Raw genomic sequence first — 13,972 nt, forward strand, 5'->3', positions numbered from 1 at the left:
CCCAGGACAGGAAAACGAAATGACCCAAGCCCAGACCGCCGCCGTGCAACCCGACGCGATTCCCGTGGCCGCACCGGCCCCGCAGCGCTGGCGCGTCGCCGACGTCGTCGCGCTGTTCGCTCTGCCGTTCAACGACCTGATCTTCCGCGCGCAGCAGGTGCATCGCGAGCACTTCGATGCCAACGCGGTGCAGCTGTCGACGCTGCTGTCGATCAAGACGGGCGGCTGCGAGGAAGATTGCGGCTACTGCTCGCAGTCGTCGCATCACGACACGGGCCTGAAGGCCGAGAAGCTGATGGACGTCGACACGGTGCTCGACGCCGCGCGCGCGGCGAAGGCGAACGGCGCGAGCCGCTTCTGCATGGGCGCCGCGTGGCGCAACCCGAAGGAGCGCCACATGCCGGCGCTGACCGAGATGGTGCGCGGCGTGAAGGAGCTCGGCCTCGAAACCTGCATGACGCTCGGCATGCTCGAGGACGAACAGGCGCAGCAGCTCGCCGACGCGGGCCTCGACTACTACAACCACAACCTCGACACGTCGCCGGAGTTCTACGGCCAGGTGATCTCGACGCGCACGTACCAGGACCGCCTCGACACGCTCGACCGCGTGCGCGACGCGGGCATCAACGTGTGCTGCGGCGGCATCATCGGGATGGGCGAGTCGCGCCGCGAGCGCGCGGGCCTGATCTCGCAGCTTGCGAACCTGAACCCGTATCCGGAATCGGTGCCGATCAACAACCTCGTCGCGATCGAAGGCACGCCGCTCGAAGGCACCGCGCCGCTCGACCCGTTCGAGTTCGTGCGCACGATCGCGGTCGCGCGCATCACGATGCCGAAGGCAGTCGTGCGCCTGTCGGCCGGCCGCGAGCAGCTCGACGACGCGATGCAGGCGATGTGCTTCCTCGCCGGCGCGAACTCGATGTTCTACGGCGACCAGCTGCTGACGACGAGCAACCCGCAGACGCAGCGCGACCGCGCGCTGTTCGAGCGCCTCGGCATCCGCGCGAGCCAGGCCGACGCGCTGTCGGACAACGCGTAAGCGAAACGGCGGCCGGCGGGCTGCGCCTGCGAACGAAAAAGCCGGGGCATGCCCCGGCTTTTTTGTATCCGATCGTCTGCACCGCGTTGGTTTTCGCGGCTCGGATCACGGTCTTCGCGACGCGCCTGCGCACGCAATCGAGCGTCACACGTGCGACGCCGCGCCGTCGAGCGCCGCGCGCACCCGCTCGACGAGCTGTGCGTCGACGGGCGCCAGCACCTCGCCGCGCGGCCGCACGCCCGAGCCGAAATGCACGGCGTGCACGCCGGTGGCCCGGACGAAATCGCCGACCGCATCGACGGTGAGCCCCGAGCCGGCGAGCACCGTGCACGTCGACCCTTCGGCCTGCCGCACCATCCGCGTGATCGTCGCGGCCGCGTCGAGCACCGACGGATGGCCGCCCGACGTCAGCACCGACGTGACGGCCGGCACGCGCAGCAGCGCATCGAACGCGGCGTTGAGGTCGCGCGACACGTCGAACGCGCGGTGGAACGTCAGCGCGCGGCCATCCGCGGCGGCGGCGATGCGCGCCAGCGCGCCGAGATCGACGTCGCCGCGCGCGTCGAGCGCGCCGAACACGACGCCGTTCGCGCCGGCCGCGACGGCCGCGCGCACGTCGCGTTCGATCACGCGCAGATCGTCGGCGTCGTAGACGAACGACCGGCTGTGCGGACGCACGATCACATTGACGGGAATCGGCACGGCGGCCACGACGGCCTCGATCAGGCCGACGCTCGGCGTTAGCCCGCCTTCGGTGATCGCGGTCACGAGTTCGAGGCGGTCGGCGCCCGCGCGGGCCGCGGCCTTCGCATCGCCGACGGTCGTGGCGATCACTTCGAGGAGGACGGAGGAAGCAGCGTTTCGGTTCATCGGCGGCTCGCGATTCGTCAGGACAATTCGCGCATCCTAGCCGAGCGGCGCGACGGGCGCCAGCGTGCCGGCCGCCGCGCGTATCAGCCGCGCCCCACGAGCCAGACGCCGGCCAGCGCGGACAACGCCGTCACCACGGCACCGGGCGCGAACCGGAACATCCGCGCGTTCACGTCCACGCCCTGCTGCATCACGTCTACGATCCCCGGCGCCAGCAACAGCGACGCCCAGCCCATCATCCCGAGCGCGGTGGCCGCGGTCGCGACGAGCAGCGCGATGCCTGCGCCCCGCGCACGCGGCCGGCCCGCGCCGGCGCATCGGGTCAATGCAACCGCCACATGCAGTAAGTGCACGCTGCGCTAGCCGGCGTCCGCCTCGTCGTCGACCCAGTCGATATCGCCGCACAGCACGCGCTGCGCATCGCCGACGCGTACGGCCACCGACAGCGTCACGCACGGCTGCGCCTCGTTGATCGACAGGTACGGCCGCGTGACCTGCACGCGCCCCGGCTCGGCAATCGCCGAGCGGAAATACGGCCGGCGCAGCCAGTTCGCGCCCTGCGCGTCCGCCAGCGGCGAGAAGCGCGCCTCGCTCAGCGCGCGATCGGCGCGCAGCACGACGTTGCGGCCCGACTGCCGGCCCTGCGCGTCGAGCAGGAAGCAGCGCGCGGCGGCATCGAGCGCGAGGAAGTTCCAGCACACCTCGTCGAGCGTCTCGCCGGCCGCGAGACGCTCGGCCGCGCGCTCGAACGCGCGCAGGTACGGCGCGATTCGCTGCGCGTCGCGCCGCTCGCGCGCTTCGGTCTGCTGACGAAAGCGCTCGGTCAACTCGCCGATGCAGGCCGTCGCGGCCGCGCTGTCGGGCAGCCCCGGCGCCGGGCGGCCGAAGTAGTAGCCCTGCACGAAATCGGCCTCGCACGACAGTGCGATCTGCGCCTCGTGCTCGGTCTCGATCCCTTCGACGAGCACGAGCTTGCCGGCCTCGTGCAGCAGCGTCACCAGCCCGTGCAGGATCGCGGTGAGCCCCGTGCGGTGCGCCGCGTGAGACAGCATGATGCGGTCGAGCTTCACGATGTCCGGGTTCAATTGCCAGATCCGCTCGAGGTTCGAGTGGCCTGCGCCGAAATCGTCGAGCGCGATCAGGAAGCCGTGCGTGCGGAATTCGCGCACGGCCTCGGCGAGCCGCTCGACGTCATCCGCGCGCTGTTCGAGCACTTCGAGCACGACGCGGCGCGGCGGCATGCCGAGCCGCTTCAGGTTCGCGAGCAGCGCGGCCGCCTGGAACGGGTCGGTGAGCACGCCCGGATGGACGTTGAGAAACAGCCACTCGCGCTCGGCGCCGAACAGCGCGAAGTTCTCGAGATGCAGCGCCTGCGCGAGCCGGTCGAGCTGCAGCAATTCGCCCTGGCGCGCGGCTTCGCCGAACACGTCGAGCGGCGACACGGGGCGGTCGAGCGCATCGTGCGCGCGCAACAGCGCCTCGTAGCCGACCGCACGCTGGTGCGACAGGCTGAATATCGGCTGGAACACGGTCGTGAGCGTCAGGTCGCGATGCTGCGTCGCCAGACGCTCGAGGCCGGAGCTCATCTCCCGCTCGAAACGGTACGGCGACGCGGCGGCCGGACGCTCCTGTTGCACGATCGTCATGCCTTCCTCCTGGTGAAGCACTCGAACGCGCCGACCGACGAAACGGACGGCGCGTGCAATGTCTTGGTTGGACCCTCGGTTGTCCGGTCGGTGCCGGACGGCTGCCCAGCATCAAGCAAGCTCCGTGCAAGGGGCGAACAACCCATACGCCGCGCGGGTGCGCGGGGCTGCCGCACCAGCGTGGCGCGCGTCCGACGCACCATTTCCGTGCGCACGCACCGGCCGCTCGAGCGCAGCCGTCATTGCGGCACGCTACACTCCGTACGATCGTTTCATTCCCCGCATTCGCCGTATCGATGGAAATCGTCTTCACCGTCCTGATCCTGCTGCTGACCGTCGCACTGTCCGGCGCCGTCACGCGCAACCTGCCATTGCAACTGCCGCTGCCGCTGATGCAGATCGCATTCGGCGCGATCCTCGCATGGCCGAAGTTCAACCTGCACGTCACGTTCGATCCCGAAATCTTCATGCTGCTGTTCATCCCGCCGCTGCTGTTCGCGGACGGCTGGCGAATTCCGAAACGCGAGCTGTACCTGCAGCGCCGCGCGATCCTGATGCTCGCATTCGGGCTCGTGTTCATGACGGTACTCGCAGTGGGCTACTTCGCGCATTGGCTGATTCCCGAGTTGCCGCTGCCGATCGCGTTCGCGCTCGCGGCCGTGCTGTCGCCGACCGACGCGGTCGCGCTGTCGGGCATCGCCGGCCGTGGCAGAATCCCGCCGCAACTGATGCACATCCTCGAAGGCGAGGCGCTGATGAACGACGCGTCGGGCCTCGTCGCGCTGAAGTTCGCGATCGCGGCCGCGCTGACCGGCGTGTTCTCGCTGCGCGCCGCGTCGGTCACGTTCGTGATCGTCGCCGCCGGCGGGCTCGCGACGGGCGCGATCGTGTCGTGGGTGTTCAGCGCGCTGTCGACGCGCTTCCTGAACGCCGAGCAGGAAGGCGACCCGGCCCCCGGCATCGTGATGACGCTGCTCGTGCCGTTCGCGGCCTACCTGTTCGCCGAGCATCTCGACCTGTCGGGCGTGCTCGCGGCCGTGTCGGCCGGGATGATGATGAATTACACGAGCTTCTCGCGCAAAAGCACCGTCGCGTCGCGCGTGCGCGCCGAAAGCACGTGGGCGATGATCGAGTTCGTGTTCAACGGCATGGTGTTCATCATGCTCGGGCTGCAGTTGCCGCACATCATCGGCCGCGCGCTCGTCGACGCGCACCATACGAGCGACGCGCTGGTCGGCCGGATGATCTTCAACGTGTGCGCGATGATGCTCGCGCTGTATGCGATCCGCTTCCTGTGGGTCTGGCTGCTGCGCTGGTTCGCGAGCCGCCGCGCGGCGCGCCAGGGCCTCGCCGGCACGATGGCCGGCGTGCGCACGATCGCGGTGATGACGGTCGGCGGCGTGCGCGGCGCGGTCACGCTCGCCGGCGTGCTGTCGATCCCGGTCGCACTCGCCGACGGCGCGCCGCTGCCGGGGCGCGACACCGCGATCTTCGTCGCGTCGGCCGTGATCCTCGGCTCGCTCGTCGTCGCGGTGATCGGCCTGCCGCTGCTGCTGCGCGGCGTGCGCTCGTCGCGCAACCCGCTCGCCGACGAGGAGCGCGCCGCGCGCGCAGCCGCCGCGCAGGCCGCGATCCGCGCGATCGACTCGTCGCACGACGCGATCTCGGCCGATCTCGACGAATCGGGCGCCGCGCGCTGCGCGGACATCTCGGCGCGTGTGATGGACCAGTATCGCCGCCGGCTCACCGCGCTTGCCGAGGACGGCCCCACGCCGCGCGCGGAAGCGAAGCAGTCCGAGACGATGGAGCTGCAGATGCGGATCGCGGCCGTGCGCGCGGAACGCTCGGTGCTGTACCGGCTGCGCAGCGAGAGCAAGATTTCCGACGAGACGCTGACGAAGCTGATCCGCGAGATCGACCTGTCGGAAACCGTGCTGTCGACGCGCAAGAAAGGCATTCTCTGACGGGCCGTTCGATGCCCGGAAGCAACCTCCCATAAAAAACGGCGACGCCGATGCGTCGCCGTTTTCACATCCGTCCGCGTTCGTGTTACTTCGCGACGACGACCGGAATCCCCTTCAGCATGCCCGCGCCCTTCATCTCGTCGAGCGCGTGCTGCACGGCCGCGCTCGTCGCCGCGTCGATGCCGAGCTGCAGCGCGAGCTCGCGCTCCGCGCGCTTCACGCCGGCCAGGTTGCGCACCTTCACGTGACCGAAGCCACGCACGCGGGCGTGCAGGTCGGCCAGCTGCGCGACCTGCGCCGCATTGCCGGCCGTCGTCGCGGCGAGCGCTCGGGCGAGCGTCGTCTCGTAGTCGTCGGCGAGCGCGCGTTCCATCCTGCGCTCGACGGTGCGGCCGAACGGATCGAGCCACGTGCCGCGCAGGCTGCGCACGCGCGCCAGCATGCCGAACACCGGCCACATCCACTGGCCGAACACGCGCTTCTTCGGCACGCTGCCGTCGCTGCCGGCCTTTGCGACCGTCGGCGGCGCAAGGTTGAACTTCACGCGATAGGCCTGCCCCGGCACGCCTTCGAACTGCGCTTCGAGCGCCGTGCGGAATGCATCGTCCGCGTAGAGCCGCGCGACCTCGTATTCGTCCTTTACCGCGAGCAGCCGGTAGAACGTCGTCGCGACCGCGCGCGTCAGCGCGTCATCGCCCTTCGCGGCCGCCGCGCTCACGAGCGCACGGTAGCGCTCGACGTAGCGCGCGCCGCCGTACGCGTCGAGACGCGCTTCGCGATCGGCGATCAGCTCGGCGAGCGTTTCCGGCGCGGCGTGCGCGGCCACCGCATGACGCGCGTTCCACAACGCATCGAGGCCCGCCGCATCGCCGGCCGCCATCCGGCCGATCGAGAACGCGAGCTTGTTCATCGGCACCGCGACGTTGTTCAGCTCGATCGCGCGCATCATCGCGGCGAGCGACACCGGCACGAGGCCGAGCTGCCACGCGTAGCCGAGCATCAGGATGTTCGCGCCGATCGAATCGCCGAGGAACTTCGCAGCGAGCGCCTGCGCATCGCAGCTCGACAGGTAACCGTCGCCGGCCGCGTGACGCATCTTCTCGAGCAGCGCGTCAGCGTGCAGGTTCGCGTCGGGGTTCTGCACGAACGACGCGTTCGGAATCCGGTGCGTGTTGACGACGATCCGCGAACGCTCGTGACGCACCGTCTGCAGCGCTTCGGCACTCGCGCCGACGACCATGTCGCACGCGAGCAGCACGTCGGCCTGCTGCGTGTCGATGCGCACCTGGTTCAGCCATCGGTCGCTCGCGGCGATCCGCACGAACGACAGCACCGAGCCGCCCTTCTGCGCGAAGCCCATGAAGTCGAGCACCGATGCGCTCTTGCCTTCGAGGTGAGCGGCCATGCTGATCAGCGCGCCGACCGTCACGACGCCCGTGCCGCCGACGCCCGTCACGAGCATGTCGAACGGCGCCGCATCGAGATGCGTCGCCGGCACCGGCAGCGCGTCGACACGCACGGCGAGCGCCGCTTCGTCGAACGCGGCACCCGCGGCCTTCTTCAGCGCCGCGCCTTCGACCGTCACGAAGCTCGGGCAGAAGCCGTTCACGCACGAATAGTCCTTGTTGCACGACGACTGGTCGATGCGGCGCTTGCGACCGAGCGGCGTCTCGAGCGGCTCGACCGACAGGCAGTTCGACTGCACGCCGCAGTCGCCGCAGCCTTCGCACACCGCTTCGTTGATGAACAGGCGCTTGTCCGGGTCGGGGAATTCGCCCTTCTTGCGGCGGCGGCGCTTCTCGGCCGCGCAGGTCTGGTCGTAGATCAGCACGGTGACGCCCGGCGTCTCGCGCAACTCGCGCTGCACCGTGTCGAGCTCGCTGCGGTGATGGAACGTCGTGCCCTTCGGGAACAGCCCGTGATGGCCGTCGTACTTCTCCGGTTCGTCGGACACGACGACGAAGCGCGACACGCCTTCCGCCTCGACCTGCCGCGCGATCTGCGGCACCGAGATGCTGCCGTCGACCGGCTGGCCGCCCGTCATCGCGACCGCATCGTTGTAGAGGATCTTGTACGTGATGTTCGCTTTCGCGGCGACCGCCTGGCGGATCGCGAGGATCCCCGAGTGGAAGTAGGTGCCGTCGCCGAGGTTCTGGAACACGTGCTTCGTGTTCGTGAACATCGCGTGCGCGGCCCAGTCGACGCCCTCGCCGCCCATCTGGATCAGCCCCGTCGTGTCGCGCTCCATCCACGACGCCATGAAGTGACAGCCGATGCCGGCCTGCGCGATCGAGCCTTCCGGCACCTTCGTCGACGTGTTGTGCGGGCAGCCCGAGCAGAAGTACGGCGTGCGCTTCACCGCGTCGGCCTCGTTCGACAGGATCTGCGGCGCGACGAGATCGACGACGCGTTCGCGGCGGTCGAGCGCCGGCTTGTGCCGCGCGAGCCATTCGGCGAACACCGGCAGGATGCGCGACGGGCGCATCTCGCCGAGCTCGGACAGCAGGCAGGCGCCGGCAGCGTCGTGCTTGCCAAGCACGCGCGGACGCGGGCCTTCCGTGCGGTTGTACAGGTAATCCTTGATCTGCTGCTCGATGACCGGGCCTTTCTCCTCGATCACGAGCACTTCGGCGAGCCCGTCGACGAAGGTCTCGATGCGCGTCATCTCGAGCGGATACGACAGGCCGACCTTGTAGATCCGCACGCCGGCCGCGTCGAGGTCGGCCACCGTCAGGTCGAGACGGCGCAGCGCTTCCATCAGGTCGAGGTGCGCCTTGCCGCAGGTGACGATGCCGACGTTCGCCTGCGCGCTCGGTGCGATCCACTTGTCGATGCTGTTGGTGCGCGCGAAATGGCGCACCGCGTCGAGCTTCGCGGCGAGACGTGCCTCGATCGTGAGGCTCGGCAGGTCGGGCCAGCGGTTGTGCAGGCCGCCCGGCGGCGGCGTGAAGCCGGTCGGCGCCGGCCACTGCGTCTGCAGCGCGTCGAGATCGACGGTCGAGCCCGACTCGACCGTTTCCGAGATCGCCTTGAAGCCGACCCAGGCGCCCGAGTAGCGCGACAGCGCCCAGCCGTACAGGCCGAATTCGAGCATGTCGGCGATGTTCGCCGGGTTCACGACCGGCATGTGCCACGCGATCATCGCGAAGTCGCTCTGGTGCGGCATCGACGACGATACGCAGCCGTGGTCGTCGCCCGCGACGACGAGCACGCCGCCGTGCGGCGACGAACCGTACGCATTGCCGTGCTTCAGCGCGTCGCCGGCGCGATCGACGCCCGGGCCCTTGCCGTACCACATCGCATACACGCCCTCGACCGTGCGCTCGGGATCGGCCTCGACACGCTGCGTGCCGAGCACGGCCGTGCCGCCGAGTTCCTCGTTGATCGCGGGCAGGAAGCGCACGCCGCTGCCGTCGAGTAGTTTCTGCGCTTTCCACAACTGCTGATCGACCATGCCGAGCGGCGAGCCGCGATAGCCGCTGACGAAGCCGGCCGTGTTGAGCCCCTGTTCGGTATCGACCGTGCGCTGCATCAGCAGCAGGCGGACCAGCGCCTGCGTGCCGGTCAGGAAGATCCGGCCGCGCGTCGCGGTCAGGTTGTCGGTCAGGCGGTAGTCGGACAGGGCGGGCGGGCCGTCGACGGGCAAGCGGGCGGTCATGGGGGAAGTCTCCTGATTGTGCTGTGCTGTTCTGGGCTGCGCGGCGGGGCGTCGGACGACGCGTGATCGGCGCCAGCGAATGGCTCTATTTTTTCGCGCGCAGACGAGAATGTTTTTTCTCTTCTTGCTCGGGCGGGCCCGCAGCGAGAAAAACTGCGCAGCTTTTTATCGGGATTTGAGAGAGTTTTCGCGCGCGGTGGCGGAGCGGGATGGGCGGGGGGTCGGGACGGTCGGGTGGTTTGGTGGAACAACCGGTGCGGCCCGAAGGCAATCGGCCGGCGCGGCGGCGGGCGCTCACGCCTCGTGTGATAAGGGTTTCAGCTGTCGGAGGCGGTCACCCTCACCATTGAAATGCACAGCATTCCGATTGGTCGGGGCGCGGGATGTCCACAATGCTGCGCCCTTCGGCCGATCGGGCTCGCGCGCTCACCGTTCGATTGCACAGCGTTTCGAGTGGCGTTGGGGACGGGATGTCCACATCCGTGATCGGTATCCGTTTCGCTCGGGCGCCGATGCTCACCGTAAAAATTCACAGCGCGGCGAGTGAGTTTCGGCGGTGGATAGCCACATCGGGAACGGCTCGTTTCGTCGATCCGAGGTTCACCCTCACCGATCGAATACACAGGAGCGCGAGTGGGTTCGTTCGCCCGATATCGACGCCAGAACAGGCATGCTGCGCAGTCGTGGGCTCGCGCTCACCGTAGAAAACCACAGCGCTTCGAGTGGCTGTGGCGGTGGTTGTCCACCGCCCGAACTGCCTCTGTCGTCCGGTCTCGCGCGCACCCTCACCGTCGGAAATCACAGCGCGTCGAGTGGCTGCGGTGGTCGTTGTCCACCACCCGAACTGCCTCTGTCGTCCGGTCTCAAGCGTATCCTCTCCGTTGAAAACCGCAGCGCTTCGAGTCGCTGTGGTGATGGTTGTCCACCGCCCGAACTGCCTCTGTCGTCCGGTCTCAAGTGCACCCTCACCGCTGAGAATCACAGCGCTTCGAGTGGCTGCGGTGGTGGTTGTCCACGCTCGAACCGGCTCTGTCGTCCGGTCTCGCACGCACCCTCACCGCTGAGAATCACAGCGCGTCGAGTGGCTGCGGTGGAAGTTGTCCACGCCCGAACCGGCTCTGCTGACCGGTCCCGCACGCACCCTCACCGTTGAGAATCACAGCGCTTCGAGTGGCTGCGGTGGTGGTTGTCCACCGCCCGGACCTGCACTGCCGTCCGATCTCGCACACACCCTCACCGTCGAAAATCACAGCGCTTCGAGTGGCCCGGAGAGGCGGATATCCACATGGACACGAATCCTTTGATCAGCCATGAAAGTACGTTTCCAAGGGCCGCGACGACCGGAAGTCCACGCCGGCATCGGCACGCTGTCCGATCGGGCGTCGACGCTCACCTTCGAAATACACAGTGCCGCGAGTCGTTTGGTTGGCCGGATATCCACACGAGAATCCGCGTTGCCCTCGATAGCGTGCTCGCTCCCGAGCCTGAAATGCGCGGCGATTCAGACGGCGCTGTCGGCCGAACGGCCGTGTCTTGACCGGCTGTCCGCCGTAGCGCACTCACGCTCACCATTGAATTACACAGCGCTTCGAGTCGCTCGAGAAGGTTGAGACGCGCAATGAAATCTGCTCGTTGCCGGACCACACACCCACTCTCACCGTTAGAATGCACGGCCCTTCGAGTAACTTCCGGAACCGGATATCCACCCCGGGACACATTCGCGGTTCGGTCACGCATTCGCGCGTTCGGCTAGAATGCGCGGCGCTCCGAATCACACCAAGGTTCGGGAAGCTGCGCCGGAACAGGCGCGTCGCGCGATCAGGCGCCGACACTCACCGCTGAATTTCACAGCATTTCGCGTCGTTCCGCGGGTCGGTTATCCACACCCCTCTTCCTGCATTACGCGGTATCCGGTCATCCTCACCGGTGAAATGCACAGGGCTGCGAGTCGTTTCGGTGCGCGGATATCCACAACGGATCGCGCGAAGAAACGTTTGTCGGCACATCGGCTGAAGCGATTTGCGCATCGATGCGCAGCAATCCGGTAGTAGCCGGAAAGCCTTGTCCAGACAGCCTTGGCGGCACCCTCACCATTCAAATGCACAGCGTTTCGAGTCGCCTTGGGGGTGAGTTGTCCACATCCGGCCCATTGCGCTGACTCAAGCCGACACGCACTCCGGGCAACCTCACTCGGCAATCGAACGGATGACCGTTGCCGGATTGCCGCCGACCAGCGTATTCGGCGGAACGTCCCTGGTCACGACGGCCCCGGCCGCGACGACCGAATGCTCGCCCACCGTCACGCCGCCGATGATCGTCGCACCCGCGCCGATCCACACGTTCCGTTCGATCGCGATCGGCTTCGCGACGACGAAGTCGCGCCGCCGGGAAGGTTCGACCGGATGGCCGGACGTGATGAGGCTGACGTTCGGCCCGATCATCACGTCGTCGCCGATCTCGAGCCCGCCCAGATCGTAGAACGTGCAGTTCTGGTTGACGAACACGTTGCGCCCGATCTTCATGCCGGTGCCGCCCGTCGCATGGAACGGCGGGATCAGCACGAAGCCGTCGTCCACCTGCGCGCCGATCAGTTCGCTGAACAACGTTCGAACGTCTGCCGCATCGTCGAACGTCAGACGGTTGAGCCGCGCGGTGATCGCCATCGCTCGCTTGACCTCGGCCACCATGGCCGCCGATTCCGGCGTTCTTCGCGGAATGATCGTGGTGCGATCGTCGTTTGCCATTCGTTGCTTGTCTCCATGCGCGGTCGAACCGGCGGTGGGCGCGCGGCAGCGGCGCCGGGTTGAAGATTCCCGCGTTGCGCGAAGCGTCGCGATCACGGATGAATGCCTGCACTGCCATGTGCACGAGTGCAGCGGGAGAGGCGGTGCATTGTAGTGACGCAGGCTTACACCGGGATTTTTCGACGTTATTCATAACTAGTTTCAATATAACTAGTTATTCGAAGAATCCTTGTAGCACCGGCCTTCCACCCGATTCATATCCGACACAACACACCGGATGAGACACGCTCAGCGGGCCGCCCCCGGGTCGGGCGCCCCCAGCCGGCCACCCTTAGCCGGGCGCCCCTAGCCGGGCGCCCCTGTCCGAACCTCCTGCGCTCGGGTACGCTTGAGCATCCACCGGACCCTGCCTGCACCCAAACGCGGAGGCGCGATGAAGCTCTACTACTGGCCGAAGACCCGGGCATTCCGGGCGTTGTGGATGCTGGAGGAAATCGGCGTGGTGTACGAACTCGTGCCGATCGACCTGCGCTCGCACGAACAGGGCAGCGACGCGTTCGTGCAGGTCAACCCGATGGCCAAGCTGCCCGCGCTCGACGACGGCAGCGCGCCATTCGCCGAATCGGGCGCCGTGCTGCTCTATCTCGCCGACCGTTGCCCGGGCGCCGGGCTCGGCATCGCACCCGACGATCCGCTGCGCGGCCGTTTCCTGCAATGGATGTTCTTCACGCCGACCTGCCTCGAGCCGGCGATGGCCGAGAAGTTCACGGGCGCATCGGGCAATCCGGTCGCGTTCGGCTGGGGCAACATCACGCGCGTGCAGCGCGCACTCGCGCAGACGCTCGCCCACAGCCCCTGGCTCGTCGGCGACCGCTTCACCGCGGCCGACCTGCTGCTCGCCAGCACGCTGAAGATCGCGTTCGACGCGCATCTGCTGCCGCACGAAGGCGTGCTCGGCGACTACGTCGCGCGAGCCGAGGACCGCGACGCGTTCCGCCGCGCGGTCGCGATCGAACAACGCGAAGCGGCGCGTCTGCTGCACGCGTGACGCATGCGGGGCGGCGCCCGCCGCCCCGCGAGCACACCTACGCAGCCGGCCCCTGCGCCGCCGCGCCCGCGTCGACCACCACGCCCGGCGAACCGCGCTCGTCGGTGTCGGCGTCGACCGGCACTATGTCGTGAAAATGCGTGTAGTCGATGTGCGTGACACCGTCTTCGTCGTGCATCAGGTCGACATAACGATGACGCCAGCGGATCTCCCCATGCGCCCACGAGTGACGCGCCTGCATGACCTGCGCGGTCGTCTCGTCCGAGCCCTCGATCGTGATCAGCAGCGACGCGTCGCGCGCGGCGAGCGATTCGGGCGTCTCGCCGAACAGCGCGCTCGATTCGTCGATCACGTGCATCAGGTTCCAGCCGAGCAGGAAGATCGGATGCTCGCTGCGCACGAGCGGCAGGTCGTGGATCTTGCGCAGCGAGTAGCCTTCGTGCGTGCCTTCGACGCGCATCAGCCGCAATTTCGCCTGCGCCTCGGCAATCACGTTCTGGCGCGCGTTCGCGGCGCGCACCATCAGCGTCATTCGGCCGTTCAGCGGCCGCACGATCGCATAGCGCGCGAACAGGATCTTCGCCTGCGGCCGGGAAAACCGCGCGAACACGAGCCCCGTCGCCAGCGCGATGCTCGACATCCCGACGAAGATCTCGAACGTCGCGACCAGGTGCGCATAAGTGGTCTGCGGATGCATGTCGCCGTAGCCGACGGTCGCGAGCGTCTCGACGCTGAAGAAGAACGCACCGCCGAACCCGGACGGCGACTGGTTCGCGATCGGCGCGTGGCCGAGCATGTAGAGCATCGCGAAACCGCCGTTGAGCAGCAGGAACAGCACCGCGAGCGACAGGAAGAACACGGGCCAGCTCACCGTCAGCGCGCGGTGATAGAAGTCGCGCCAGCCGAGCGGCGGCATCCCGTACGCGATCACCGGGCGGGTGCCCGACCAGAGCTTGCGGCCACGGCCGCGGGAGGCGGGGGAGGACGAATCGACGTTCATCGC

9 protein-coding genes are annotated in these 13,972 nt (G+C 68.0%); 3 read left to right on the forward strand and 6 right to left on the reverse strand.

From position 1 onward, the window contains the following. The first annotated feature begins 19 nt into the window (after window positions 1–19). A complete protein-coding gene (bioB, locus tag ACM6JT_RS03885) occupies window positions 20–1,039 on the forward strand; it encodes a biotin synthase BioB (protein WP_034179184.1) in 1,020 nt (339 codons plus the stop codon). Between the two features lie 144 nt (window positions 1,040–1,183). Here bioB and ACM6JT_RS03890 read toward each other — a convergent pair whose 3' ends face one another. The 3 genes from ACM6JT_RS03890 to ACM6JT_RS03900 form a co-directional block, all read right to left on the reverse strand. After that, window positions 1,184–1,909: a copper homeostasis protein CutC gene (locus ACM6JT_RS03890; protein ID WP_414855989.1), complete on the reverse strand. Its 726-nt coding sequence runs from the start codon at window positions 1,907–1,909 to the stop codon at window positions 1,184–1,186. An 83-nt stretch (window positions 1,910–1,992) separates the two neighbouring features. Then, window positions 1,993–2,235, reverse strand: a complete 243-nt coding sequence (locus ACM6JT_RS03895; protein ID WP_414855990.1) for a hypothetical protein — start codon at window positions 2,233–2,235, stop codon at window positions 1,993–1,995. Between the two features lie 33 nt (window positions 2,236–2,268). Continuing rightward, window positions 2,269–3,555 (reverse strand): EAL domain-containing protein, encoded by a 1,287-nt coding sequence (locus ACM6JT_RS03900; RefSeq protein WP_034179193.1) that lies wholly within the window; start codon window positions 3,553–3,555, stop codon window positions 2,269–2,271. Window positions 3,556–3,851: 296 nt separating this feature from the next. On the opposite strand from ACM6JT_RS03900, the gene ACM6JT_RS03905 reads away from it, so the two are divergent. After that, the gene (locus tag ACM6JT_RS03905; RefSeq protein ID WP_414855991.1) at window positions 3,852–5,519 is read left to right on the forward strand and encodes a Na+/H+ antiporter; all 1,668 of its coding nucleotides are present in this window, start codon (window positions 3,852–3,854) and stop codon (window positions 5,517–5,519) included. Between the two features lie 85 nt (window positions 5,520–5,604). Here the strand turns inward: ACM6JT_RS03905 and ACM6JT_RS03910 are convergent, their stop codons facing one another. Together ACM6JT_RS03910 and ACM6JT_RS03915 are read right to left on the reverse strand one after the other, a co-directional pair. Continuing rightward, window positions 5,605–9,177, reverse strand: a complete 3,573-nt coding sequence (locus tag ACM6JT_RS03910) for an indolepyruvate ferredoxin oxidoreductase family protein (RefSeq protein ID WP_414855992.1) — start codon at window positions 9,175–9,177, stop codon at window positions 5,605–5,607. 2,186 nt (window positions 9,178–11,363) lie between these two features. Continuing rightward, window positions 11,364–11,921, reverse strand: coding sequence for a sugar O-acetyltransferase (locus ACM6JT_RS03915; RefSeq protein WP_034179196.1), 558 nt, complete (start codon window positions 11,919–11,921; stop codon window positions 11,364–11,366). A gap of 433 nt (window positions 11,922–12,354) precedes the next feature. Here ACM6JT_RS03915 and ACM6JT_RS03920 point away from each other — a divergent pair, with 433 nt between their 5' ends. Continuing rightward, entirely contained in the window at window positions 12,355–12,969 is a 615-nt protein-coding gene (locus tag ACM6JT_RS03920) for a glutathione S-transferase family protein (RefSeq protein WP_034179197.1), read from the forward strand. A gap of 37 nt (window positions 12,970–13,006) precedes the next feature. Here ACM6JT_RS03920 and ACM6JT_RS03925 read toward each other — a convergent pair whose 3' ends face one another. Next, a complete protein-coding gene (locus tag ACM6JT_RS03925; RefSeq protein ID WP_414855993.1) occupies window positions 13,007–13,969 on the reverse strand; it encodes an ion channel in 963 nt (320 codons plus the stop codon). Window positions 13,970–13,972 lie beyond the last annotated feature (3 nt).

The sequence above is a fragment of the Burkholderia sp. IT-111MI5 genome, from assembly GCF_949752865.1.
Lineage (GTDB): Bacteria > Pseudomonadota > Gammaproteobacteria > Burkholderiales > Burkholderiaceae > Burkholderia > Burkholderia pyrrocinia_C.